Source organism: Mycobacterium sp. MMS18-G62 (genome assembly GCF_053877835.1).
In genome coordinates, this window is record NZ_CM132662.1 from 2,409,530 (window position 1) to 2,434,636 (window position 25,107).

Annotated in this window: 27 protein-coding genes; 19 read left to right on the top strand and 8 right to left on the bottom strand. The window is 65.9% G+C overall.

Annotated features, from left to right (window positions below):
* The first annotated feature begins 33 nt into the window (after positions 1–33).
* A complete protein-coding gene (locus tag ACWW36_RS12005) occupies positions 34–822 on the top strand; it encodes a polysaccharide deacetylase family protein (protein ID WP_456141751.1) in 789 nt (262 codons plus the stop codon).
* Between the two features lie 21 nt (positions 823–843).
* Here the strand turns inward: ACWW36_RS12005 and ACWW36_RS12010 are convergent, their stop codons facing one another.
* Positions 844–1,752, bottom strand: a complete 909-nt coding sequence (locus ACWW36_RS12010; protein WP_456141752.1) for an SDR family NAD(P)-dependent oxidoreductase — start codon at positions 1,750–1,752, stop codon at positions 844–846.
* Between the two features lie 99 nt (positions 1,753–1,851).
* Here ACWW36_RS12010 and ACWW36_RS12015 point away from each other — a divergent pair, with 99 nt between their 5' ends.
* On the top strand, positions 1,852–2,415 hold the full coding sequence (locus tag ACWW36_RS12015; RefSeq protein WP_456141753.1) for a TetR/AcrR family transcriptional regulator: 564 nt from the start codon (positions 1,852–1,854) through the stop codon (positions 2,413–2,415).
* A 237-nt stretch (positions 2,416–2,652) separates the two neighbouring features.
* Complete coding sequence (gene groL / locus ACWW36_RS12020) at positions 2,653–4,278, top strand: chaperonin GroEL (protein ID WP_456141754.1); 1,626 nt, start codon at positions 2,653–2,655, stop codon at positions 4,276–4,278.
* 124 nt (positions 4,279–4,402) lie between these two features.
* On the opposite strand, the gene ACWW36_RS12025 is transcribed toward groL, so the two are convergent.
* Complete coding sequence (locus ACWW36_RS12025) at positions 4,403–5,212, bottom strand: class I SAM-dependent methyltransferase (protein ID WP_456141755.1); 810 nt, start codon at positions 5,210–5,212, stop codon at positions 4,403–4,405.
* Between the two features lie 128 nt (positions 5,213–5,340).
* Here ACWW36_RS12025 and ACWW36_RS12030 point away from each other — a divergent pair, with 128 nt between their 5' ends.
* Both ACWW36_RS12030 and ACWW36_RS12035 read left to right on the top strand, forming a co-directional pair.
* Positions 5,341–6,108 carry a superoxide dismutase family protein gene (locus tag ACWW36_RS12030; RefSeq protein ID WP_456141756.1) on the top strand — a complete coding sequence of 256 codons (768 nt, stop codon included), beginning with the start codon at positions 5,341–5,343 and terminating at the stop codon, positions 6,106–6,108.
* A gap of 86 nt (positions 6,109–6,194) precedes the next feature.
* The gene (locus ACWW36_RS12035; protein ID WP_456141757.1) at positions 6,195–7,019 is read left to right on the top strand and encodes an SDR family NAD(P)-dependent oxidoreductase; all 825 of its coding nucleotides are present in this window, start codon (positions 6,195–6,197) and stop codon (positions 7,017–7,019) included.
* A 13-nt stretch (positions 7,020–7,032) separates the two neighbouring features.
* On the opposite strand, the gene ACWW36_RS12040 is transcribed toward ACWW36_RS12035, so the two are convergent.
* Together ACWW36_RS12040 and ACWW36_RS12045 are read right to left on the bottom strand one after the other, a co-directional pair.
* Complete coding sequence (locus ACWW36_RS12040; RefSeq protein ID WP_456141758.1) at positions 7,033–8,256, bottom strand: threonine/serine exporter family protein; 1,224 nt, start codon at positions 8,254–8,256, stop codon at positions 7,033–7,035.
* 16 nt (positions 8,257–8,272) lie between these two features.
* Entirely contained in the window at positions 8,273–8,653 is a 381-nt protein-coding gene (locus ACWW36_RS12045; protein WP_456141759.1) for a pyridoxamine 5'-phosphate oxidase family protein, read from the bottom strand.
* Between the two features lie 60 nt (positions 8,654–8,713).
* Between ACWW36_RS12045 and ACWW36_RS12050 the strand changes: the two genes are divergently transcribed.
* Entirely contained in the window at positions 8,714–9,553 is an 840-nt protein-coding gene (locus tag ACWW36_RS12050) for an alkaline phosphatase family protein (protein WP_456141760.1), read from the top strand.
* Here the strand turns inward: ACWW36_RS12050 and ACWW36_RS12055 are convergent.
* Complete coding sequence (locus tag ACWW36_RS12055) at positions 9,550–11,280, bottom strand: N-acyl-D-amino-acid deacylase family protein (RefSeq protein WP_456141761.1); 1,731 nt, start codon at positions 11,278–11,280, stop codon at positions 9,550–9,552. The two genes, ACWW36_RS12050 and ACWW36_RS12055, sit on opposite strands and share 4 nt — an antisense overlap.
* Before the next feature lie 46 nt (positions 11,281–11,326).
* On the opposite strand from ACWW36_RS12055, the gene ACWW36_RS12060 reads away from it, so the two are divergent.
* The 11 genes from ACWW36_RS12060 to ACWW36_RS12110 all read left to right on the top strand — a co-directional run bounded on the left by ACWW36_RS12060 (position 11,327) and on the right by ACWW36_RS12110 (position 20,770).
* Positions 11,327–11,716, top strand: coding sequence for a VOC family protein (locus tag ACWW36_RS12060; RefSeq protein ID WP_456141762.1), 390 nt, complete (start codon positions 11,327–11,329; stop codon positions 11,714–11,716).
* Between the two features lie 46 nt (positions 11,717–11,762).
* Positions 11,763–12,932 (top strand): AMP-binding protein, encoded by a 1,170-nt coding sequence (locus ACWW36_RS12065; protein ID WP_456141763.1) that lies wholly within the window; start codon positions 11,763–11,765, stop codon positions 12,930–12,932.
* Positions 12,933–12,944: 12 nt separating this feature from the next.
* Complete coding sequence (locus ACWW36_RS12070; RefSeq protein ID WP_456141764.1) at positions 12,945–13,208, top strand: hypothetical protein; 264 nt, start codon at positions 12,945–12,947, stop codon at positions 13,206–13,208.
* A gap of 73 nt (positions 13,209–13,281) precedes the next feature.
* On the top strand, positions 13,282–13,800 hold the full coding sequence (locus ACWW36_RS12075) for a mycothiol transferase (protein WP_456141765.1): 519 nt from the start codon (positions 13,282–13,284) through the stop codon (positions 13,798–13,800).
* Positions 13,801–13,847: 47 nt separating this feature from the next.
* Positions 13,848–14,333, top strand: a complete 486-nt coding sequence (locus ACWW36_RS12080) for a phosphoesterase PA-phosphatase (RefSeq protein ID WP_456141766.1) — start codon at positions 13,848–13,850, stop codon at positions 14,331–14,333.
* Between the two features lie 53 nt (positions 14,334–14,386).
* The gene (locus tag ACWW36_RS12085) at positions 14,387–15,904 is read left to right on the top strand and encodes an aldehyde dehydrogenase family protein (protein WP_456141767.1); all 1,518 of its coding nucleotides are present in this window, start codon (positions 14,387–14,389) and stop codon (positions 15,902–15,904) included.
* A gap of 62 nt (positions 15,905–15,966) precedes the next feature.
* Entirely contained in the window at positions 15,967–16,818 is an 852-nt protein-coding gene (gene ppk2, locus ACWW36_RS12090) for a polyphosphate kinase 2 (RefSeq protein WP_456142458.1), read from the top strand.
* Positions 16,819–16,847: 29 nt separating this feature from the next.
* A complete protein-coding gene (locus ACWW36_RS12095) occupies positions 16,848–17,693 on the top strand; it encodes a hypothetical protein (protein ID WP_456141768.1) in 846 nt (281 codons plus the stop codon).
* Between the two features lie 12 nt (positions 17,694–17,705).
* Positions 17,706–18,698, top strand: coding sequence for a DUF2889 domain-containing protein (locus ACWW36_RS12100; protein ID WP_456141769.1), 993 nt, complete (start codon positions 17,706–17,708; stop codon positions 18,696–18,698).
* 57 nt (positions 18,699–18,755) lie between these two features.
* Positions 18,756–19,316, top strand: a complete 561-nt coding sequence (locus ACWW36_RS12105; RefSeq protein WP_456141770.1) for a PadR family transcriptional regulator — start codon at positions 18,756–18,758, stop codon at positions 19,314–19,316.
* Entirely contained in the window at positions 19,316–20,770 is a 1,455-nt protein-coding gene (locus tag ACWW36_RS12110; protein ID WP_456141771.1) for an MFS transporter, read from the top strand. The genes ACWW36_RS12105 and ACWW36_RS12110 overlap by 1 nt, the downstream gene beginning before the upstream one ends.
* Here ACWW36_RS12110 and ACWW36_RS12115 read toward each other — a convergent pair.
* The 3 genes from ACWW36_RS12115 to ACWW36_RS12125 are packed head-to-tail and all read right to left on the bottom strand — an operon-like array spanning position 20,757 to position 23,342.
* A complete protein-coding gene (locus ACWW36_RS12115; RefSeq protein WP_456141772.1) occupies positions 20,757–21,662 on the bottom strand; it encodes a crotonase/enoyl-CoA hydratase family protein in 906 nt (301 codons plus the stop codon). The two genes, ACWW36_RS12110 and ACWW36_RS12115, sit on opposite strands and share 14 nt — an antisense overlap.
* Before the next feature lie 43 nt (positions 21,663–21,705).
* Positions 21,706–22,566, bottom strand: a complete 861-nt coding sequence (locus ACWW36_RS12120; protein ID WP_456141773.1) for a lysophospholipid acyltransferase family protein — start codon at positions 22,564–22,566, stop codon at positions 21,706–21,708.
* Positions 22,563–23,342 carry a class I SAM-dependent methyltransferase gene (locus ACWW36_RS12125; protein ID WP_456141774.1) on the bottom strand — a complete coding sequence of 260 codons (780 nt, stop codon included), beginning with the start codon at positions 23,340–23,342 and terminating at the stop codon, positions 22,563–22,565. Before ACWW36_RS12125 ends, ACWW36_RS12120 begins: the two co-directional genes overlap by 4 nt.
* Positions 23,343–23,425: 83 nt before the next feature.
* Between ACWW36_RS12125 and ACWW36_RS12130 the strand changes: the two genes are divergently transcribed.
* Positions 23,426–23,995 carry a TetR family transcriptional regulator gene (locus tag ACWW36_RS12130; protein ID WP_456141775.1) on the top strand — a complete coding sequence of 190 codons (570 nt, stop codon included), beginning with the start codon at positions 23,426–23,428 and terminating at the stop codon, positions 23,993–23,995.
* 48 nt (positions 23,996–24,043) lie between these two features.
* Positions 24,044–25,099, top strand: coding sequence for an NAD(P)H-dependent amine dehydrogenase family protein (locus ACWW36_RS12135; RefSeq protein WP_456141776.1), 1,056 nt, complete (start codon positions 24,044–24,046; stop codon positions 25,097–25,099).
* Positions 25,100–25,107 lie beyond the last annotated feature (8 nt).

Below are 25,107 nucleotides of genomic sequence, written 5' to 3' on the forward strand. Positions count from 1 at the left end.
CTTCCATTCAGGTAACGGAGCTAGCCTGCGCGGGTGATCAGCCGGAGGGCATTCCTGGCTACCGTTGCGGGTTCGGTGGCGGCTGCCGGCATCGGTATAGCGGACGCGGCCGCGGCCCCGCCCGATTTGGACCCGGGAGCTGTCGCCTCGCTCAACCGAGGGCGTGCGCCCATCCAGTGGGGCATGTCGCTGCCCGGTGTCTCCACGACGTTCGCCGCCGGTGGCAAGCAGATTGCGCTGACGTTCGATGCATGTCGCGGCGCGTGCGACGACACGCTGCTGGCGACTCTGACACGCAATGCCGTTCCCGCAGTGCTCTTTCTGTGCGGGATGTGGATTGACGCAAACCCCCGCACCGCGGAACGACTCGCTGCGAATCCGTTGTTCGAAATCGGCAACCACGGCACTCGCCATGTCCCGCTATCGGTGACCGGGCGCTCCGCGTACGGGATCGGCGGGACCCGGTCGGCCGATGAGGTGGTGGCTGAGGTGTGGACCAACCACAGCAAGATCACCGCGTTGACCGGTAAACCGCCGACCTGGTTTCGTCCCGGCACTGCCCACTACGACGACGTCGCCGTCGAGATCGTCCACGAGCTCGGCGAACGGCCGCTCGGCTTCGCGGTCAACGCCGACAAGGGTGCGACGGCGCAAGCGGCGTCGGTGCGCTCCAACATTGTTGGGGCGGCACCAGGATCGATCGTGATCGCTCACATGAACCATCCGGAGTCGGGGACCGCCGCGGGAGTGGGCGACGCGATCACCACACTGCGCTCGGCGGGCGGGGAATTCGTAGCCGTTAGCGGCCAAGCCGTGACGTGAGTTGCGTCGCCCGTCGCGGCGTCACCCGACGGGATACACAACTCCCGTCAGCTCCTCCGACACCGCCCACAGCCGGCGCTGCGCGGCCGTGTCGTGGGATGCGGCGGTCGAGTTCACGATCTTCGGGTAGCCCCGCTGTTCGCCGAATCCGTCGGGGCCGAAGTACTGCCCGCCGAGCACGCCCGGATCGGTGGCCGCCCGCAAGGTGGGCAGTGCGCCCATGTCCGGACCCTGGAACAGCGGTGTCAACAAGGCGCCAACTCCGCGTATCGCGGCGGGCAGATTGCGCATCAACTCGGTGTTCGAGCCGCCCGGGTGCGCGGCGGCGGCGATGGTGTTGGTGCCGATCAACCGGCGCTGCAGCTCGTACGTGAACATCAGGTTGGCGAGCTTGGCCTGCCCGTAGGCGCCGACCCGGCTGTAGTCGTTTTCCCATTGCAGGTCGTCGAAGCGGATCCCGCGGGCGAAGCGGTGCCCGGTGCTGCTGACCGTCACCACACGTGAACCCGGCACCGCCAGCACGCGATCGAGCAGCAGTCCGGTGAGCGCGAAATGGCCCAAGTGATTGGTGCCGAACTGCAGTTCGAAGCCGTCCTTCGTGGTGGACTTCGGCGTCATCATCACACCCGCGTTGTTGATCAGCAGGTCGATCGTGTCGTGCTTGGAGCGCAGCTCCTCGGCCGCGCCGCGGATCGACTCCAACGAGGTGAGGTCGAGCTCTTGCAGTGCCACGCTGGCGCCGGGAGTGCGCCTGCTGATGAGCTCGGCCGCGGCCTTCCCCTTCTCCAGATTGCGGACGGCGAGCACGACGTGGGCGCCCTTTGCGGCGAGCGCCGCGGCGGTCTCGTAACCCAACCCGGTGTTGGCACCGGTGATGACGGCCGTGCGACCCGTCTGGTCGGGAATGTCGGCGGTGGTCCACTTGCCCATGATTATCTCCTACAATCGCTTAAACGGGGCGGGCGCTCCGCTTGATTACGACTATACGGAACGCGCGCCCCGCTTCGTCAATTCCTGAGGTGATGTGATTTGGCTCAACCGGATCGGCCGCTACGCGCAGACGCGGCGCGCAACCGCGCGCGGGTGCTCGAGGTCGCGTACGAGACATTCGCCGCCGAGGGACTCGGCGTGCCGATCGATGAGATCGCCAGGCGCGCCGGCGTCGGCGCAGGCACCGTATACCGGCATTTCCCAACCAAGGAGGATCTGTTCCGTGCGGTCATCGCGGACCGCCTCAACCGCATCGTCGACGACGGGCGTGCTCTGTTGGCATCCGGCGATCCGGGGGAGGCACTGTTCACGTTCCTGCGATCGATGGTGCTGGAGTGGGGCGCGACGGACCAAGGCCTGGTCGATGCGCTCGCCGGGGTCGGCATCGACATCAAGGATGCGGTGCCCGACGCAGAGGAAGCGTTCTTGGAGATGCTCGGCAAGCTGCTGCGGGCTGGGCAGAAGGCGGGCACGGTGCGACGTGACGTCGACGTGCCCGACGTGAAGGCGATCGTCGTCGGGGCCCAGGCGATGCAGGCATATCGGCCGGACACTGCCTCGCGGCTCACAGAGGTCGTGCTCGACGGCTTGCGCGCAGGGTGAACGCTGCTTGATTGTCCGGCTCCTCGTCCCCGCTGCGCGGCCGCCTTCGTCGCCGGACGACCTTGCACTCTCCCTGGTCGAGTGCTAAGAATGCAGTTGGCACTCGCGACCGGTGAGTGCTAGGTCGGGACGGTGAGGCAGGGGCCGCACACGCGGAGCACATCCCCAGCCGTCCGTCGCGGGCACTGCACCCGGCCAAAGACGTGCCATCCCCAAATTTCGGAGGAACACTTCGCAATGGCCAAGACAATTGCGTACGACGAAGAGGCCCGTCGCGGCCTCGAGCGGGGCCTGAACAGCCTCGCCGACGCGGTAAAGGTGACGCTGGGCCCCAAGGGCCGCAACGTCGTCCTTGAGAAGAAGTGGGGCGCCCCCACGATCACCAACGATGGCGTATCCATCGCCAAGGAGATCGAGCTGGAGGACCCGTACGAGAAGATCGGCGCTGAGCTGGTCAAGGAAGTCGCCAAGAAGACCGACGACGTCGCAGGCGACGGCACCACCACCGCCACCGTTCTGGCCCAGGCGCTGGTTCGCGAGGGCCTGCGCAACGTCGCGGCGGGTGCCAACCCGCTCGGCCTGAAGCGCGGCATCGAGAAGGCTGTCGAGAAGATCACCGAGACGCTGCTGAAGTCGGCCAAAGAGGTCGAGACCAAGGAGCAGATCGCGGCCACCGCGGCTATCTCCGCCGGTGACACCCAGATTGGTGAGCTGATCGCCGAGGCCATGGACAAGGTCGGCAACGAGGGCGTCATCACCGTCGAGGAATCCAACACCTTCGGCCTGCAGCTCGAGCTGACCGAGGGCATGCGCTTCGACAAGGGCTACATCTCGGGTTACTTCGTGACCGACGCCGAGCGTCAGGAAGCGGTCCTGGAGGATCCGTACATCCTGCTCGTCTCGTCGAAGATCTCGACGGTCAAGGATCTGCTGCCGTTGCTGGAGAAGGTCATCCAGTCCGGCAAGCCGTTGCTGATCATCGCCGAGGACGTCGAGGGCGAGGCCCTGTCCACCCTGGTCGTCAACAAGATCCGCGGCACCTTCAAGTCTGTGGCCGTCAAGGCCCCGGGCTTCGGTGACCGCCGCAAGGCGATGCTGCAGGACATGGCCATCCTCACCGGTGGTCAGGTCATCAGCGAAGAGGTCGGCCTGTCCCTCGAGACCGCCGACGTCTCGCTGCTGGGTAGCGCCCGCAAGGTCGTCATCACCAAGGACGAGACCACCATCGTCGAGGGTTCTGGTGACAGCGAGGCCATCGCAGGCCGTGTTGCCCAGATCCGCACCGAGATCGAGAACAGCGACTCCGATTACGACCGCGAGAAGCTGCAGGAGCGCCTGGCCAAGCTGGCCGGCGGTGTTGCGGTGATCAAGGCCGGTGCCGCCACCGAGGTGGAGCTCAAGGAGCGCAAGCACCGCATCGAGGACGCTGTCCGCAACGCCAAGGCGGCCGTCGAGGAGGGCATCGTCGCCGGTGGCGGCGTGGCCCTGCTGCAGTCGGCTCCCGCGCTGGAGGAGCTCAACCTCACCGGTGACGAGGCCACCGGCGCGAACATCGTCCGCGTGGCGCTCGAGGCTCCGCTGAAGCAGATCGCGTTCAACGGTGGTCTGGAGCCTGGCGTCGTGGCTGAGAAGGTCCGCAACTCTGCCGCCGGAGTCGGCCTGAACGCCGCCACCGGTGAGTACGAGGACCTGCTCAAGGCAGGCGTGGCCGACCCGGTCAAGGTGACGCGTTCGGCGCTGCAGAACGCGGCGTCCATCGCGGCGCTGTTCCTGACCACCGAGGCGGTCGTCGCCGACAAGCCGGAGAAGGCGGCCGCTGGTGCGGCCGACCCAACCGGTGGCATGGGCGGCATGGACTTCTAAAGTCGCCAATGACGAGGCCCGGTCCCTTGTGGGACCGGGCCTTTGTCGTAGCGACTCGCCGAACGTGGGTTACCCGCACGCAGTTTCGCGCCGGCACGTGACATAAGCACACACTCGGCGAGGACTAGGTCGCAAGCACGACGCCTTGGATGGCTCGCAGCCGGCCGTCGGCGAGGGCGGCCGTCAGGTTCTTCGCCTTGGCGCCGAAGTCGGCGACGAACGCGTGCAGCCCAAGCGGATTGGTGGGCAATGTCATAAGCGCCTGCATCAATGCGGCGGCCTCCGCGGTGAGATCGGCCCAGTGGTCGATCGTGAACCCGGCCGACTCGATAGTGGTACGCAACTCGTCGGCGGTGGCAAGGTGGCTTCGGTCGGGTCGGTCTGCCCACGGCAGCGGATAGTCGAGTTCGCGACCATCGCCAGAAACGATGTCCCACAATGCAAGTCGACCGCCATCCACCATCACCCGGCGCGCTTCGGCGTAGAGTCGCGGCTTGTCGGCCACGTTCATCTGAACGTGCTGGCTGAAGACGACGTCGAACGTGGCGTCGGCGAAAGGCAGTGCGGTGACGTCTGCCTGCCGAACGGAAATGCGGTCGTCCAACCCGACGAGCTGATTGAGCCAACGAGCGGTCTCGCAGTATTCGTCGGTCAGGTCGACCGCGGCCACCCGACACGCGCATTTGTCGGCGACGAAACGGGCGGTGCCGCCGATACCGCTGCCGGCGTCGAGCACCGCGTGGTCGCTGGTGAGGCCGAGTAGATCCACCAGCTGGTGGGTGGCGATGCGACCCATGGTGTGGAAATCCTCGAGCGGTGCGAGGTCCGCCGGCGCAAGACGTTCGAGGTCCAATCCGGCGGTGATGAGTGCTTGCTCGATGTTTTGCCGTGAGACGCCCGTTGCGTATTGAGTGTCGATCGCGATGTCGGTCATGGTGCCAGCATGAAACGGCAAGACAAGAAAATCAACTAAAAAGACTACAAACGAGTCTGCTGTGAGCGTAAGCCACCCGTGGTGAATTCCCAGTTTGTTGCGCGCATCGTTCGGGTACGCGGCGCTTCATGAAGAAGCACGTCACCGCCGCCATTGCTTTGCTTGCCACGCCGGTCGCCGTTGTGAGCGCGTGTTCGAATCAGTCCTCGAACAACCCGTCGACGTCGACCACGTCCACCACGTCAGGGTCGGCCAGCGCCCAGACGCTGACCACCCAACTGAACACCACCGACGGAAAGCACGTCGCCGATGCAACCGTCGACTTCAGCAACGGCTACGCCACCGTGACCGTGCAGACCGCCGCGACCGGAATCCTTTCGCCCGGCTTTCACGGGCTTCATATCCACGCGGTAGGCAAGTGCGATGGTGACTTCACGTCCGCGGGCGATCACTTCCAGGCGCCGGGGCATACCGCCCAGCCGGCAAGCGGTGACCTACCGCCTCTGCTCGTGCGCTCGGACGGCTCGGGCAAACTCGTCGCCACGACCGATGGGTTCACGTTGGACCAACTCAAAGGCCCGGAGGGCTCGTCGATCGTGCTGCACCAGAGCGCCGACATGGGTACCGCGTCCGCCGATCAGCGCCTCGCCTGCGGCGTGCTCAGCCCAGTGAGCGCCGCGAGCACGTCGGTGTCGACGTCGGTCTCGACGTCGACCGTGACCACGACGGCCGCCTCCCCGGTTCCGCCGGCCACCGCAACGGAGACGACTTCGTCGTCAGAAACCACGTCCACTTCGAGCGTCGCGCCGAGCACGAGCACGAGCACCGTCACCGTGATTCAGCCGCCGACGATTCCGCCGATCACGGTGCCCCAATTGCCGGGACCCAACGGCTAGGCGGGCGCGCCGAGCGTGGGAATAGCGTCGTCGTGCGCACAGGTTGTCAACGAAAACGCCCACGTCCGACGCAAGGTTGAAACCACATGCCGCTGCCACCGCCATCGCCGACCAGCACCGCAGTCATCACCGGTGCATCCTCCGGAATCGGCGCCGACCTCGCCCGCGAGCTCGCGGCGCGTGGCCACGGCGTCACCCTGGTGGCCCGCCGCGAGGACCGGCTGCGCGAGCTCGCCGCCGAACTCGGTGGCGCCGTCCGCGTCGAGGTGATCGCTTGCGATGTCGCCGATCCCGCTGCCCGGGCGGCACTGTTCGACGAGGTAGAGCGCCGCGGCCTGACCGCCGACATTCTGATCAACAACGCCGGTATCGGGGTCGTGGGCGCCGTCGCGACCGCACCGGTGGCCGATGAGATCGCCCAGGTGCGGGTCAACGTCGAGGCCGTTATCGATCTGACGACGCGCGCCGTGCAGCAGATGGTGCCGCGGCGCACCGGTGCCATCCTCAACGTCGGCTCGACCGCGGGTTTTCAGCCCTTCCCTGGACAGTCCGGGTACGCAGGCACCAAGGCGTTCGTCGGCATCTTCACCGAAGGGTTGCGCGTCGAACTGGCCGGCACCGGTGTCACTGTCGCGGTTCTGCATCCCGGCCCGGTGCGCACCGAATTCCTCAGTGCTGCAGGCATGGACGAACGCGAGTTCGCCAACGCCTTCCCGAAGTTCATGTGGATGCCGTCACGGGCGGTGGCCAAGATCGGCATCGACGCGCTGGTTGACGACCGCGGCAGTGTCATTGCCGGTCTGCCGAATCAGATCAGCACCCGAGTGATGCAGCTGTTGCCGCGAAAGGTGTTGCTGAAGGTGCTGGCCAGCCAGCACCCCGCCCTCAAACGCGACAGCGCAGTGCGCTGACGGGCACGCTCGTCTAGCGCCAGGACAGCGCGCTGCCGAAGAAGTGCATCGGCAGCGCCAGGCCGATCGCCATGCCGGTCACGGTGATCGACGCGACGATCAGATCCGACGACGCGGCGCTCAGCAGGGCAGGCGATGGATGGCCTGCGAACTGCGCGAAGCCGCTCAGCGTTCGGAACACATACACACCGGGCACCAACGCCACCACAGACGCAAAACCGATGCCGGCGAACGGGATACGCATGTAGTGCGACACCGGCACCAATATCGCCCCGGCCAGGAGGCAGGACAAGAACGCGGCGAGCGCGACGCTGGCGCCCGCATGCAGCGCCCACCAATGCACGGCATGCGCGAGCGCGCCGACCGCCACGGGCCAACCGATCATCCGCCACGGCATCGAGAAGTAGACCGGGTAGGAGGCCGCCGCGATGCCCGCGGCGATCACGTCGAGATAGAACGGCGCGGCAAGGGGCGGCGCGGACACCGCCAGCGACTGACCGCCAAGGCCAAGCCCCAGCACAAGGCCTCCGGTGATCGCGGCGAGCAGAAGCGCGGCGTAGCCCACCCGTGCAAGGCCAAGCGACATCCGCAGGTCGAGCAGATCGAGCGCACCGTTGAGGATGTGCGGCCCCGGCACCAGCACCATGGCCTGACACACGGCGACCAGTGCTGTCGACGCGCCGAGGTTCAGGTGGGTGGCGAGGGCGCCGATCGCGCCGGCGATCACCGCCGCGCCGAAGACCTGCACCAGCGGGCTGGCGCCGGTATTGCCGAGCCAGCGTCGCAACAGTCCGCCGGCGGCGGCGCCGATCGCGACGAGCAGCACCGTCAGTGGGTGCGCGGCGCCGAAGATGACGGCAAGCGCGCCAGCGCCCGTCGCGCACGCGACAGTGAAAGCAGCTGTGCTGGAATTCTTTTCGCTGCCGGCATCGGTGACGGCGCGGACGACGGTCCGCAGTTCCAACGGCCCGTCCTCAGCACGGTCGATAACTCTCATCAGCGTGCCGACCCGCCGCATGTTGATGGCGGTCGGCGAAACCGGTTCGGTCAGCACGGTGCCGCGTGATGATCCGGCGGTGAGCGTCAACATGGGCCATGACGGGACCAGCACGGTGTCTACACTCAACCCGCTGTTCAGCCGGGCCACCGCCGTCTGCGTCATCGCGGTGGACTGCCCGTTGGCGTATAGAAGCGCCGCGGCCGCCAGCACCGTGCGGTAGCGCTCGTCGTCTTCCATAGCCCGATTCTCGGACCTAGTCCTGCTGTTCGATCGGCACACAGTCGTGCAGGCAACCCGTTGCGGCAGCGGGGGAGTTCGGCGTCGCGGCGCGATGCAGAACCGCGCGGCTGGGCACGACTTTCAGCGTGTCATCTGAGGCGCGGCCCTGGCCGTCGACGATCAACGAATAGCCGCCGGGCTCCTTCGGCGGCCAGACCAGCGTGACACCGTCGTGCTGGGCGACGTTCTTGCGCGTGCTGTTGCCGATCGGGCCGACATCGACAACGCCGTCGGTGAGCACCGGATCAACCGCCACGGTGTGCGCGCGATAGTCGTCACCGACCGTGATCAGGTAGGCGAACGCGAACTCGGCCAACGCGTCCGCCAGCTGGTCGAGATCCACCTTGACGCTCATGCGGTGAGGATACGGCGGGTTGACCGCTCACCGTCAGACTTGGTTCCTACACTGCGCATCATGAGGCGCTGGCCTTATGTCGCAGCAGCGGTCGCCGCAGTGCTCGCGTGTCTGGCCGAGCCCGAAGCCGCCGCCCAGTCGATGCCGACGCCGGCGCACATCGTCATCGTTGTCGAGGAGAATCACTCCAGCGCCAACGTGATCGGCAGCAAGTCCGCGCCATTCATGAACCAGCTGAGTGCCAACGGCGCACTGATGACGCAGTCGTACGCCGAGACCCATCCGAGTGAGCCGAACTACCTCGCGATGTTTTCCGGCAGCACGTTCGGTCTGACATCCGATGCCTGCCCTGTCGCTGCCGGTGCCGCCCCGAATATCGCTTCCGAACTGCTGGCGGCGGGGTACACGTTCGCCGGATTCTCCGAAGATCTGCCAGCCGTCGGGTCGCCGGTGTGCGCGGCGGGCAAGTATGCGCGAAAGCATGTGCCGTGGGCGAACTTCACCAACGTGCCCGCGACGACGTCATTGCCGTTCTCGATGTTCAACTCCCGTTCCGACTACGCGAGCCTGCCGACGGTGTCGTTCGTCATCCCCAACCTCGACAACGACATGCACGACGGCACCATCGAGCAGGCGGACAGCTGGTTGGCCGCCAACCTCACGCGGTACGCCAACTGGGCGGTGGCCAACAACAGCTTGCTGATCGTCACGTGGGACGAGGACGACAACGGTCCGGCGAACCAGATCCCGACGATGATTTACGGCGCCAACGTGAAGCCGGGCCAGTACAACGAAGTCATCAGCCACTACAACGTGCTGTCCACCATCGAGCAGATGTACGGACTACCGAAGACGGGGCTGGCCGCGAATGCTCCTGCGATCTCCTCGATTTGGGCCTAGGCCGGGGCCGGTTGACGGCCGCGCACCAGACGGCCCGGCCGCGCCTCGGTGGGCACGCCGTTTTCGGCGATGATCTCGCCCGACACGATCGTCGCCCGGTAGCCGTCCGCGGTCTGATCGAGCCGTCGGCCGCCGGCGGGCAGGTCGTGGGTGATCACCGGTTTGTGTAGCCGCAACCCCGCGTGGTCGATGACGTTCAGATCGGCCTTGTAGCCCACGGCAATCCGGCCGCGATCGGCCAGACCGGCGACTCGGGCCGGCGCCGACGTCATCATTCGGACAGCGTCGGGCACGCTCAACCGACCAGACGCGCGGTCGCGGGCCCAGTGTGCAAGCAGGAACGTCGGATAGCTTGCGTCGCAGATCATTCCGTAATGCGCCCCGCCGTCGCCGAGGCCGAGCACCACATCGTCGCGACGGATCAGCCTGCCGACGGTATCGAGTGAGTTGTTCTCGAAGTTGGCCATCGCCACCAGCAGCATGGCGTGGCCGTCGTCGTCGAGTAGCCGGTCGTAGGCCTCCTCCATCGGGCTGACTCCCCGTGCGGCGGCCCGTGCGGCGATCGACGTCGACGGGTCCGGCTCGTAGTCGGGGTTGTCGGTCAACGGGAAGATCCAGTTCCACGCCTGGGCGAGGTACAGCAGCGGATGGCCGCCTTCGGCGGGCTTGTCGGCGAGGATGCGGGCACGCACCTCGGGCTTGCGCATCTCGGCCACCCGCTCGGCCAGCGGAAGATCCGCGATCTCCTGATAGCTTGGATAGAACACGAACGGGTTGCCGGTCAGCTCCAGCCCGATCACCAAACCGATTGGGCGCGGGAACATTTGAGCGGTGATCGTGGAGTCCGGGGTGGCGACCGAGTTGAACTTCTCGATCAGCGTGATCGCGTCCGGCCAGATCGGGTCGCCCGAGTTGCCCGTCGCGAGTGTGAAGGTCACCGGCAGTCGGTGGTCCTGCGCAGCCTCGAACACGGCCTGCAGCACGTTGGCGTAGCCACCCGCCGCGATGTCGGGAACGAACTGGATCAACCCACCGCCGCCCTCGGCGACGCCTGCCGCGATCGCGTCGATCTCGGACTGCGCGGCGTCGTAGGTGGGGATCAACTCGCCGCTGGCGGTCTTGTGGAACGAGAACCGCGACGACGCGAAACCCAGCGCTCCCACTTCGATCGCCTCACGTGCCAACTCCCGCATCCGCGTCAGATCCTCGGCGGTGGCCGGCTCGCGGTCGGCGCCACGCTTACCCATCACGTAAACGCGCAGCGGCGAGTGGGGCAGGTAGGCAGCGACATCGATATCGCGGTGTCGCGAATCCAGTGCTTCTAGGTATTGGGGGAACGTCTCCCAATCCCATGGCAGGCCGTCGACCATCACCACACCGGGGATGTCCTCGACGCCGGCCATCACGTCGACCAGCACCTCGTGGTCTTCGGCACGGCACGGTGCGAAGCCGACGCCGCAGTTGCCCATCACGGCGGTCGTCACACCGTGCGCCGACGACGGCGTCATCCGGTCCGACCAGATGGCCTGCCCGTCGTAGTGGGTGTGCAGGTCGATGAACCCGGGCGTGACGAGCAGTCCGGTGGCATCGATCTCCTGGGCGCCGGCGCCGTCGACCGCCCCCACCGCGGCGATCACCCCGTCAACGACGGCGACATCGCCGACATAGGGTTCGCCGCCGAGGCCGTCGACGATGGTGCCGTTGCGGATGACCAAGTCGTACGTCATTAGCTGAATGTACGACTGTCTCACCACCGCATGCCAGGATGAGCCCGTGATCGACCACTTCGGAATCAACTGCGCGGACTGGAACAAGTCGAAGGAGTTCTACGACAAGGTGCTCGGCGTGCTGGGTTACACCCGGCAGATGGACTTCGAGGTAGCCATTGGCTATGGCAAGGAGGGCAAGCCCGCCTTCTGGATCGCCGACATGAACATCGGCGACGCAGCTGGACCCAACCGGGAGATCCACGTCGCATTCGTGGCCAAAGACACCGACGAAGTCAAGGCGTTCTACGACGCCGCCCTCGAATTGGGCGCGGAGTCGCTGCACGCCCCGCGGCTGTGGCCGGAGTACCACCCCGGCTACTTCGGCGCGTTCGTCCGTGACCCCGACGGCAACAACGTCGAGGCGGTATTTCACGGCGCAGCCCCGCAAAGTTGATGGCCGCGAGCTAACATCGTGGCGGCCCAGCGAGGAGACGAGGCGGATGGTGAGCAGCGCGTCGGTGGTCGCGCACGCCGAGCCCGACGCGAACGTCGTCGTCCAGCGCTACCTGGCCGCGTTCAGCGAAGACTCATCGATACTCGTTGCGGCCGGCCCTAGGCTCGCCTGCCTGCGATCCGCTGACTGGCTCGCCGATTGGTGCACGACGGATTGCGCGTCGACGTTCGAACCGGGCCGATGCGCCACGGATGAGCTGGTGATCGAGTCGTCGGGGACGACGGGCGAACCGAAGCTGATCCGGTATCGCAAGCAGACGCTGCGTGAGTGCGCGACGGCGATCGCCAAGTCCTTGCCGCTGACGGCGCAACGCGAAGCGTATGTGTCCCTGGTGAATCCGCGCCTGGCGTACGGCCTGTCGATCATGCACAGCCATCTGTCGGCGGGTGTGCCGGTGACGATGAAGCGCGCGCCGATCTCGTTGGACTCGTGGGAACAGTTCCGCCATGAGTTGCGGCCCAACTCGTCGGTGTATCTTCTCCCGCATCAGTCATACATGCTCGCGCACAAGGGCTTTTCGTTTGACAATCCGATCGAGCTGATATTCGCGGGCGGCAGGCTCACCCGGAACATGGTCGACCATCTGTACACGTCGTTTCCGAACGCCACGATCGTCAACATGTACGGTCAAGCCGAGATGGGCCCGCGTATCGCGATCGGCAGGTACCCGATCTCGGACTTCCGCGAAGGCAACGTGGGTGTGCCGTTGCCGGGGGTGAAAATCCGTATCGCTCAAGAGAACTCGATTGAGGTGCAAACCCCGTACCAGATGGCGTCCTACATTGCGGGCGACGGGACCGTCCGGCCCATGCCGGCATGGTGGCCGACCGGTGACATTGGGCACCTGTCGCCGACCGGCGATCTGTATGTCGACGGCCGCGCCGCCGCCGACATCAACTTCCTCGGCACCCGCGTGAGGCTTGCCGACCTGGGCGACGTTGTCCGCGGTGTGGACGGTGTCCTGGACGTCGGTGTGTCGGCGGCGGATCACACGGTTTACGGGCAGCAGCCTTCGATCCGGGTGCTTACCCAAGGCGGCGGCGATATCGAAGCGCGGGCGCGAAAAGCATTGGCCGCCTTGATCGGAACGCGAGCTGCGGCCGTGCTGATACGTATCGTCGAGCCCGCGAATCTTCCCGAATCCGGCAAGATCTGAAGGCACGTTGCGATGGCGGCTACGTGGGAAGTGTTGCGGCGGCGCCTGTTGGAGCGTGTCTTCTACAACTTCGCCGAAGACGACGTCGTCGCGTCGACCGATCTGATGAGCGACGGCTATCTCGACTCCCTTTCGGTACTGGTCATCCTCGCTTCACTCGACGAGGAACTGGGCGACGAACTCGCCGTACAGCATGCGCGTGTTCCTGACACGGCAAGCCTGGAAGCCATCGGCGGCTTGTACCAACGGCTGCTCATCCAGAGGCAGGTGCGCTGATACGTGACCCACGCGAGCAAGACCTGCAGTTCGACGGCCCGGCATCGCGATCGAGCCAAGGTAGGTTCAAGACATGGCTGACTCTGATGTGGCAGCGGTTCGCGAACTGCTGAGGGACTCGTTCACCCGGCTCATCGAGCACGTCGAGGAGTTGACCGACGGCCTGACCGACGAGATCGCAATCTTCCGGCCGACCGGAACCGCGAACAGCATCGCGTGGCTGATCTGGCACAGCGCGCGTGTACAGGATGCGCAGCTCTGCGATATCGCCGGCACCGAGCAGGTCTGGACTCGCGACGGCTGGGTCGACCAGTTCGGCCTCGACCTACCGCGCGACGACACCGGCTACGGCCACGACACGGACGACGTCGGCAAGGTGCGCGCACACGCGGACCTGTTGGCCGGCTACTACCACGCGGTGCACAAGGTGACGCTGGAGTACATCGCGTCGGTGACGTCCGACGAGCTGGGCCGCATCGTGGACAAGCGCTGGAATCCGCCGGTGACGGCGAGCGTGCGGCTGGTCAGCATCATCGACGACTGCGCACAGCACCTGGGCCAAGCGGCCTACGTGCGCGGTATCGCAACCTGAACGGCCAGAAGGCGATTCGGTGGTGCCCGCCGATCGCGCTGGTTGCGATGCTCTTGCTCGGCTGGGCCGTCGGCAAGCGCTCCACGGCGGTTGACGACTGGTTTCAGCGCTACCGCCACAGTCCAGCGCACTGGCTGCTGTTCTTCACCGACCCGTGGGTGCTCACGGTCATGCTCGCGGCCTGTGTGGGCGTGGCGCTTTACCGGCGACGCTGGCGGCTGGCGGCGCTGGCCGTGGTGGCTCCGCTGGTCGCGGTCGCGGCTGTCGAGCTGTTGAAGCGATTGTTCGGCCGTGAGAACGGCGGCGCGCTGGCATACCCGAGTGGCCACACGACGGTGACGGTGGTCGTGCTCGGCATCGCGGTGCTGGTGGCGGGTGCCGCGTTGTGGGCTGTGCTTGTCGCGGTCGTCTTCTGCCTGTTGGGCATGCTCGGCCAGGGCGTCACCTACCACTACTTCACCGACACGATCGGCGCGGTGCTGCTCGGGACTGCCATCGTCTGCATCGCGGCGCGCTTCACCGAACCGACTTGACACGTGTCAACCCCGGTGCGATCTACGTCACAGCCGGTGGTTACCATGAGGCCATGACGGCGACACCAGAAGTCGATGTGTCCGACACCAGCACCATCCGCAATCCTGCGACCGGCGCGGTGGCCGGCACAGTGCGATGGACCGACCCGGCCGACGTGCCGCGCATCGCGGCTGGGCTGAGGGAGGCGCAGCGCCAATGGGAGGCCCGCGGCGCCAAGGGCCGCGCCAAGGTACTGGCGCGCTACGCGGTGTGGCTGGGCGAGCATCGCGACGAGATCGAGTCGCTGCTGATCAAGGAGACCGGCAAGTCGGCCACCGATGCGGCCCAAGAGGTACCGCTGCTGATCATGATCGCCTCGTACTACATCAAGACGATGGAGAAGGCGCTTGCACCTGAACCGCGTCCGGCGTCACTGCCGTTCTTGGCGATCAAGAAGGTCGAGGTGCACTACCGGCCGCGTGCGGTCGTCGGGATCATCGCGCCGTGGAACTACCCGGTCGCCAACGCGCTGATGGACGCGATCGGCGCGCTGGCGGCGGGCTGTGCGGTGCTGCTCAAGCCGTCGGAGCGCACACCGCTGACCGCGGAGTTGCTGATGCGCGGCTGGCTGGACTCCGGTGCGCCCGAGGTGCTGGCGCTGGCTCAGGGTTCCCGCGAGGTGGCCGAAGCCGTCATCGACAATTCCGACTTCATCCAGTTCACCGGTTCGAGTGCGACCGGCGCCAAGGTGATGGAGCGCGCGGCTCGTCGGCTCACCCCGGTCAGCCTGGAACTCGGCGGCAAGGACCCGATGATCGTGCTCGACGACGCCGACATCGACCTGGCCGCACACGCCGCGGTGTGGGGTGCGATGTTCAACGCCGGCCAGACGTGCGTGTCGGTCGAGCGCGTGTATGTCCTCGAATCCGTATACGACCAATTCGTCGCCGCCGTGGTGCGCGACGTCAACAACCTGAAGCTGGGCGCCGGCGACGGGTACGACGTCGGCTCGCTGATCGATGACAGCCAGGTCGCGGTGACCGAGCGGCACGTCGCCGACGCAACGGCCAAGGGGGCCAAGGTGCTGACCGGTGGCAAGCGCCCGCAGGGTCCCGGCAGCTTCTACCCGCCGACCGTGCTGGTCGACGTCGACCATTCGATGGCATGCATGACCGAGGAGACGTTCGGGCCCACGCTGCCGATCATGAAGGTGGGCAGCGTCGACGAGGCGATCCGGCTGGCCAACGACAGCCCGTACGGCCTCAGCGCAGCAGTGTTCTCCAAGGACGTCGACCGTGCGAAAGCCGTTGCGGTCCAACTGGATTGTGGCGCCGTCAACGTCAACGACGTGATCTCGAACCTGATGTGCACCACGGCGCCGATGGGCGGCTGGAAGACGTCGGGTTTGGGTGCGCGCTTCGGCGGGGCGGACGGGTTGCGTAAGTACTGCCGTCAAGAGGCGGTCGTCGCGCCGCGCACCCACGTCGGCGCCGGAGGCGTCTACTACAACAATTCGCTCAAGGCGCTCAAGCGGATGAACAAGCTGATGACCCGCTTGGCGCTGGTCACGCCGCGCCGCGCAGCTAAGTAGGCACCGCGCGTTCACTCGCGCTTCACCTGGACGTCTACGCGTGTCGATACTTTCGGCACGTGATTCTGGATTCGCACAGCTACGTCGTGCATGACGACGACGATGACGACCCGATCCTCCTGGACGCCAACGGCATTCCCGTCGACACCTGGCGTGAGAATTACCCGTACGACGAGCGGATGAAGCGCGAGGCGTACGAGGAGCAGAAACGGCTGCTGCAGATCGAATTGCTGAAGCTGCAGAAGTGGAGTCAGGCCAACGGCCACCGGCACGTCATCGTGTTCGAAGGCCGCGACGCTGCGGGCAAGGGCGGCACCATCAAGCGCTTCATGGAACACCTCAACCCGCGCGGCGCGCGCGTCGTCGCCTTGGAGAAGCCGACCGATCGCGAACGCACCCAGTGGTATTTCCAGCGCTATGTTCACCACCTGCCTGCACACGGTGAAATCGTGATGTTCGACCGGTCCTGGTACAACCGCGCCGGTGTGGAGCGGGTGATGGGTTTTTGCACGCCGAAGCAGCACGCTGAATTCATCCGCCAAGTACCGCTTTTCGAGCAGATGCTGGTCAACGACGGCATCAGCCTGACCAAGCTGTGGTTTTCGGTGTCGCCGTCGGAGCAGCGCACCCGCTTCACCATTCGTCATGTCGATCCGGTCCGGCAGTGGAAACTGTCGCCGACCGACATGGCTTCGCTCGACAAATGGGACGCCTATACCGCGGCCAAGGAAGACATGTTCGCGTGGACGGACACCGAGATCGCGCCGTGGATGGTCGTCAAGAGCAACGACAAGAAGCGGGCGCGCGTGAACGCGATGCGGTACGTGTTGAGTAGGTTCGACTACGACAACAAGGACCATGAGGTGGTCGGCAGGCCGGATCCCCTCATCGTGGGGCGCGCGCTTAACGACTAGGCCGCGCGTCCCGTCGCGAAGGAGGATGCGTGCGGTTCGTGGCGACCGTGTTCCTGTGGCTCGTCACCACGGCCGCACTGGCGGTGGCGGTACCGGCGATGTGGGCGCAGAAGACGATCGTCGACGAGAACGGGTATTCGGCCTTCGCCTCGTCGGCCGCGAAGGACCCGAAGCTGCAGCAGGCGATGGCCAACGAACTCACGACGCAGATCACGTCGTTGGCCGCTAACAAGGGCTATGCCCTCAATGCCGATGTAGTCCATGAGGTCGCTGCGGCCTATACCGGTAATGCGGGCTTTCCCGGCCAGTTCGCGCAGGCGAATCGGATCGCGCACCGATGGATGTTCACCGATTCGGTGCAGCACGGGAACGCCAAAGACGAGTGGTTGCTCGACGTCGCACCGATGCTGTCGGATCCCTCGTTCAAGGCCACGCTCGGAAACCTCAACCTCGAGGTGCCCGACACATTGACCGTGCCGATCACCGTGGATTCGGAAAATCTGCGGCCCGGACAGTTGCGTCAATTGTCGAAGTGGGGTCCGTGGGCCAGTGTCGGGGCGACCATCGTGACGGGTGTGTTCGCGTTGCTGACATTGGCGATGTCCCGATCGCGCGGGAAAACACTTGCCGCGCTGGGTGTTTCGGCCCTGCTCGTGGGTGCCGCCGGCTGGGCGGGGGTCGAGGTGGCCCGGCGATACGTCAACAAGGCGCTTGACCGCACGACCGGCGATATTCGTCAGGTCGCCGACGCCATGGTCAACCACGCGGAAAGCAGCCTGCACCTGTGGCTGAACCTAACGCTGGTCGCCGGTGGTGCGCTGGTGGTGTTCGGTGTCGTCGTGTCCATGCTGGGCGGACTGCGGCGACGCGAGTAGTACCGTCTTGTGATGCCATTCGTCACGGACATCGTCGGGCCGCAGCGGCCCGTCCGGACGTGGCCACCGCTCGTCCCCGGTGCGGTACGCCGGACGAGCACCATCGACACCCATCCCGCGGGTACGGGCAACGTTGACGTCGACTTGCGGGCGCGCGACGTGGTGGCCTGCGCGCCGGACACCGTCGAGGTGCTCGGGCAGGTCTGCGTGCGCGCGCATCTCGCCGATCGCGTCATCGACGACATCGCCTCTGAACCGAGCGACGATCGGCTTAAGCGGCTACTGGGCAGCAGGGTCGGTCCTGGGTTCCGCTCGACGGTCGGCAAGCTCCTTCCGGAGGAAGCCGAGCGTGCCAGCCTGCTGCACCTGCTGCTCGACGACTGGGTCGGCGCGTCGCTGGTTTCGGGATATGCGGTGCAGCACGCAGCGATCAATCTGGGCATCGAGCAGAAGCTGCCGGACGGTGTCGCTGACAACATGGCAGGAATCTGCGCTGGCTTCGCACCGGACGCGTCGCTTGTCGGGTATGCCAAACGCAACGGCATGATTCCGTCGGCGCACGGGCCGATCGCGCCGCCGCTCGACACCGATGGCGATGGGATGCACGTCGTCGAACCGTTGCGCGCCCACGGCATGCGCCGGTTCCGCCGGCTCGACCTTCTTCCGGTCGACGCCGAGTCGATTGCCTTCGACGCACACTTTCGTGACACCCACGTCGATGGCGACGGCGTGGAGACGATCGTGCACGAGTACACGGTCGCGGGCTCGGTGGACACGGCGACGCGAACCATATCGTCGGTCACCGCGAATGTGCGGGTACTGCCGTGGCAGGAATGCCCTGGCGCCATCGGAAGTGCGACGCGGGTCGAGGGGATGACGCTGTCGGAGCTGCGCGGCCGCATACGTGGCGAGTTCGTTGGCACCAGCACGTGCACGCACCTAAACGACACGTTGCGGGCGCTCGGTGACCTCGATGCCCTGCTCGACCACTATCGAGGCGTCTAAGGCGGGCGTTGTCCGTGCCGGTTGCACGCGCGCGATTACTCGTGCGAGAGTAGTCTCGTGTCGTCCATCCGGATCTTTCTGCTCGCCGCCCTGCAGGAGCGCGGTCCCATGCACGGTCACCAGCTGCGCCTCCTTGCCGAAGAAGAGCACGTCTCCCTCTGGACCGACATCAGCGTCGGCAGCCTGTACGGGGCCATCAAGCGGCTCGCCGCCGAGGAGCTGATCGAAGAGGTCCGCGTCGAGCGAAGCGGCGCCTATCCGCAGCGGCAGGTTTGGGCAATCACCGACGCGGGCCGCGAAGCCCTCGGCGGGTTGCGATTGCGGGCACTGCACGACATCGTCATAAAGCCGGACCCGTTCGACCTCGCGGTGACTCGCGTCGACGAAGACCACCTTGACGATCTGTCGGCGATCATCGCCGCTCGGATGGCGTCGCTGTCGGGCACGCTCGAGCAATGGGAAGCCCACGCCGCGGCGATCGACCGCTACCTGAGTGTCAGTGAACGGATGGTGATGAAGCATCGCGCCGACCGGCTGCGTGCCGAAATCGCCTGGCATGGAGACCTTCTCGCGGCGCTGCCGGAAATCATCGCCGACTATCGCGCCAGGAGGCCTTGATGGCCGCTTCGGTTGCGACGTCGAAACGGGCTGTCGTATCACGCAATAAGTGGCTGGCTCTGGCCGTCTTGTTGGCCGGAGGATTCATGGCTCTGCTCGACGCGACCATCGTCAATGTCGCTCTACCGACCATCCGGACCAGTATCGGGGCATCGAACGCCACGCTCTCCTGGATCGTCTCCGGGTATGCACTTGCGTTTGGGCTTGCCCTGATTCCGGCGGGACGTGTGGGTGATCGGTGGGGGCACAAGTGGGTGTTCATCACTGGTCTGTCACTGTTCACTCTCGCCAGCCTGGCGTGCGGCTTGGCTCAGAACGACGGCCAATTGATCGCGGCAAGAGCGGTCCAAGGACTGGCGGGTGGCGTTTTCTTCACCACGATCACAGCGTTGATCCAATTGATGTTCGCGGACCCGCAGCGCGGCCGCGCCTTCGCGATTCTTGGTGCGACGATTGGCTTTTCCACTGCGCTCGGCCCGCTGGCGGGAGGTCTGATCATTCAGGCTTTCGGTGCGGAATCCGGGTGGCGGCTGGTCTTCGGGGTGAACCTCCCGATCGGAATCGTCGCCGTTGCCGCGGCCGTGGTGTTTCTCCCAGGTGGTGCCGAAAGCGCCGATAGCGCAGCCGACTGGCCGGGGCTCGCTCTGCTCACGGCGGGTCTGGTGGCGTTGCTCACGCCCTTGATCGAAGGCCAACAAGAAGACTGGCCGGTCTGGACGTATGCGTCGATGGCCGGAGGGGCGGCGCTTTTCGTGCTGTTTGGCCTATGGGAACGGCGCCTGGAGAACGCCAACGGCAATCCCTTGGTGCCGCCGCGATTGTTCACCCACCCATCCTTCGCTGGCGGGGTACTGCTCGCGTTGGTCTACTTCGCGGCCTTCACAAGTATCTTCTTCACCATCGCGCTGCTGTGGCAGGCCGGTTTGGGCCGCACCGCGTTGCAATCCGGGCTTGTCGCAATGCCCTTCGCCGTCGGCACCATCGTCGGTGCCTCTCAGAGTGATGTACTCGCCGCGCGATTCGGCCGCAGCGTACTCATCGTCGGCCTTGGTCTGGTCACTGCTGGCATAACGGTTGTGTGGCTCATCTTCGCGCTCAGCGCGCCCGCCCGCTACAACGGCCGGGAATTGCTTGCACCGTTGCTTGTCGCCGGTGTCGGTAGTGGCTTGTTCATAGCGCCGAACGCCGACTTCATCGTCGCGACGGTGGAGCGCCGTGACGCGGGCGCGGCCAGTGGCGTGATCGGGACGATGCAGCGCATCGGCAGCGCAATCGGCATCGCGATCATCGGCACGGTGCTGTTCGGCACGTTGCACGTCAAACCCGGGCCTGACGCTGTAGCCGTGGCATTCGGCCACAGCGCGACGATGGCGATGGGCGCCAGCGCCGTGCTGAGCGTTGTAGCGTTCGGTCTTGCGTTCGCGTTGCCTCGTTCGGTGCCTACGGCTCGATGACGTGTGAGGGGTCGGGCCGCCGCTCCGGTGGCGCCTGACTGTAGTCGCCCCAGGGGCCGTCCCGGAGTTCGATCGCTGCGCGCACACCGTCGTTGGCGGCGGTGTCGATGAACTGCAGTGCATCTGGAGTGTTGCGCATCAATCCGTCGAGGATTCCGCCGAGTGTTTGCGTGGAGGCCAGGCCCATGTTCTCGTAGGCCTGGTTGACGATGAGTTTTTGGGCCTGCAGTTGGGAAAGCGGGATGGTCGCGAGCTTGTCGGCGACTTCTTTGACGCGCGCCTCGAGGTTCTCGAACGGCACGGATTCGTTGATGAGTTCGACTGCGGCAGCTTCCTTTCCGGTCAGCGGCTCGCCAGTTAGCGAGTGCCATTTCACCTTGGCGAGACTCAGCCGGTAGAGCCACATGCCGGTGAGGTACGCACCCCACATGCGGGCGTATGGCGTGCCGATGACCGCGTCGTCGCTTGCGATGACGATGTCTGCGCACAGGGCGTAGTCGCTCGCTCCGCCAACGCACCAGCCGTGCACCTGAGCGATGACGGGTTTGGAGGCCCGCCAGATGGCCATGAACTTCTGTGTCGGCCCGGTCTCGCGGGTGCTGACCATCGCGAAGTCCTTGCCGGGATCCCAACGGCCGTCGGTGTTCATCGCGTCGCCCCAATGCTTGAAGCCGCCGCCGAAGTCGTAGCCGCCGGAGAACGCGCGTCCCGCACCGCGCAACACGATCACTTTGATAGCGGGGTCGCGTTCGGCAACGCCGATGGCACTTTCGATTTCGTCGGGCATCGGCGGAACGATGGTGTTCAGATGCTCGGGCCGGTTCAGCGTGATGGTGGCGATCGGCGGCTCAGTCTTGTAGAGCAGCGTTTCGAACTCAGGCGTCGTCGGCATAGCAGCAGTCGACTCACTGTCGCCCCAGAAGTCAAGGGCGCCATCAGGCCGGAGGCTGGGTCGCGCTGCGCCAGCCCAGCGGGCTCAGTTCCCGGTAGGGATCCCCTTGGCGGATGGCCAGCAGGTCGGCCAAGGTCTGCTCGAGTGATTCCTGGGTCTTCTGCTTGACCGTATCCACCCACTTTTCGTCCGAAACCCGTGGGGGTTTCGTGGTTTCGATCGGGGCGGCGAAGCGCATATACATCCGCTGCGGTCGGGGAATCAGCGTGGGACCGATCCCGTGCATCAGCGGCAGTGCCATATCCGAGCGACCCGACAGTGTCTTGCCGAGGGTCTGGCTGAAGCGCCCCCACCGACTTTCACGAGTGGTCAGGCTTTGGTAGACGTCATCGCCACCAATCAGGCCGACCGGCACGATCGGGTAGTCATGTTGCACCGACACGCGTGCGAATCCAGCGCGGCCTTGCCAGCGCAAGGTGTTCTCCTCGCCCTTGTACTTGGCAATCTCGCGACCACCGCCGGGGAACACCAGGATGCTTTCGTCGTGTCGCATCAGCTCGCTGGCGGTCTCCGGCGCGCCGACGACGGCACCGCATGCGGCGAACAAGTCACCGGCCAGCCCGCGCAGGCGGCCCATGCCACGCTCGGCCAAAGGGCGCACCCGTTTGCCGGTCACGCGGCGCGCGAAATACGGCATCATGAAGATCTCGGCACCGGACTGAGTGTGGTTGCCCACCAACAGGAATCGCCCGTCGCGGGGCAGGTTTTCCAGCCCGTCGACATACGGCCGGGAGAGGTCGACGAGTGGTGTCACCCGGTCGGCGACTGTCTCGACGACACGGCGTAGCGCCTGAACGCGCCCTGACTGATTCATGATCGCGTCAATGTTCACGTCGGTGCTCATGGCCGGGAGAACACCAGGGTCGTGGCTGACGGGCCGAGCCGAAGCGGCGACGGCAGGAACTCGATGCTCATCGTCGGGTCGGCCGCCTTGCCGAGCGCGAGGAATGCCGAGCGGCTGTATGCCCGCAACGAACTGATGAAGCCGTCGTGCATCACCGGCCTCAACCGCGGCACCACTGCCAGCGGCGCCAGTACCAGTGGGGCAAGGATCAGCAGCAGGGGAGATGGACGTTTGAGGTCGATCACCAAGAAGTGCTTGCCGACGCGGGTGGCTTCCGCGATTGCGCGTGAGGCGATGGCCGGCGGCAGGTGGTGAAACGCCTGGGCGAACACCACGAGGTCGTAACTGTTGTCGGCGGCGTCGATCGCGGTGGCATCGACCACCTGGGTACGCACCCGCGGGTTGGCGCCCAGCTCGCTCGCGGCGATGTTGGCCACCGAGGTCGGGTCCAGGTCACTGATCGTCACCGTGGCAGTGGGGTGCAGCTCCAGGATCTTGGCCGACAGCTTGCCGTGCCCGGCGCCCAGTTCGAGGATGCGCGGGTTGGCAATGTCGGCGACCAATCCGAGTGCGGTGCGGGCGTGCTTCTCGTGCTGCCCGGTTCGGGTACCCATCCGATCGAGAGCGGAGATCACCGTCTGCTTCACCTCGTCGGGGATGTCGTAGCGGTCGGTGTATTCCAATGCATCGGTCTGCAACCGCCGATCCAGCCACGAGGCGTCGGGCCCGCCTCGCGGCATTTCGCCGATCGCCCGGTGCACTGCCACTTCGCTCATCACTTCGCTCCTCGCATGTCGTGTAGTGGACTGGATGCCACCAACGTACCGAACGAACCAGTTCGTCTGGCTATGATTCTCCTGTGAGAAACACGACCGAGCTGCGCGGCGAAATCCTGGAGGCGGCCCGGGCCGAGTTCGCCCAGTACGGACTGGCCGGAGCCCGGATCGACCGCATCGCCAAGACCGCCCAGGCCAGCAAGGAACGCCTCTATGCGCACTTCGGCGATAAGGAAACCCTCTTTCGCGAAGTGGTGATCACCGACATCGCCGATTTCGTCCGCTCGGTTCCGCTGCGCCCGGAGGCGATCCACGAATTCGTCGGTGACGTTTTCGATCTGGCGTGCAGGCGCCCCGAACACCTTCGCATGATCGATTGGGCGCGGCTGGAAGGCGTCAATCTCGGTGAGCCAGTCCTCGATGGCCAGCACATCCCGACGCAGGCCATCTCCGCGATCGAAGCCGCGCAGGCAGGCGGCCACGTCGACCCCACGTGGCAGCCGTTCGACCTCGTCGCCCTGCTCTTCGCGATCGGACTGGCCTGGGCGCACCTGCCCCACCCCAATGCGCTCACCGACGATCCCGACGTCATCGCGCACCGTCGCGCCGCGGCCGTCGAAGCCGCCAGCCGGATCATCGCCACCCGGGGCTAAGTGCCAAACCCGGCGATCAATCGTCGTCCTTACCGTAAGCTCCTCAGCATGTTGCGCGTCATTCAGTGGGCCACCGGATCCGTTGGCCGCCACGCCGTCGCCGCCGTCCACGAGCATCCCGACCTCGAACTCGTCGGCGCGCTCGTCTACAGCGACGCCAAGGCCGGCCGCGACGTCGGCGACACCTGCGGCATCGGGCCGATCGGAGTCACGGCAACGACGGACCGCGACGAGATAGTCGCCCTCGACGCGGACTGCGTGCTCTACATGCCGCAGGGCGAGATGAACCCGATGGGAGCGCTCGACGACATCTGCCGACTGCTCGCGTCCGGCAAGAACGTGGTGTCCACCGCCGTGACGGGACTGATCTATCCGCGAAGTCTCGGTGACAGGGTCGTCGACCGGCTCGAAGCTGCCTGCGCGCAAGGACACGCGTCCTTCCACGCGACGGGCATCGAACCGGGCTGGGCCGCAGAGGTTTTGCCGCTCACGATGTCGGGACTGTTCCAACGCATCGACAGCCTGCTGGTCCAAGAGCTGATGGACTACACCACCTACGACAGCGCCGACATGCTGTTCGACATCATGGGTTTCGGCAAGGCGCCCGACGAACCTGTCCCCATGGCCGACGCCTCACTCGCCGGCGTCACGTTCCGCGCGCCGCTGATGCTGCTGGCCGACGGGCTCGGCGCCACCGTCGACGACTTCGTCTACCACCGCGAAATCGCCGTGGCTGAAAGGGCATTCGACATCAAGGCCGGACGAGTGGAGGCCGGGACCGTCGCCGCGCAGCGGTTCGGCTACACCGCGATCGTCGGCGGTCGGCCGGCGCTGACCGTCGAGCACATCACCCGGCTCGGCGATGACCAGGCGCCGGACTGGCCGAACGGACGGGGCTGGAAGGTGACCGTCGAAGGGCGACCGTCGATGGTGCTCGATTCGCAGATTGCCACCCACGGTGAAGACGAAACGGATCAAGGCTGCTTGGGTACCGCGATGCATGCCATCCACGCGATCGCACCGGTGTGTGCGGCGGCACCGGGAATCCGTACCTTCCTTGACCTTCCGATGATCACGGGTCGGGGAGTGCTGGCGAGCCGCTGAGCGACCGG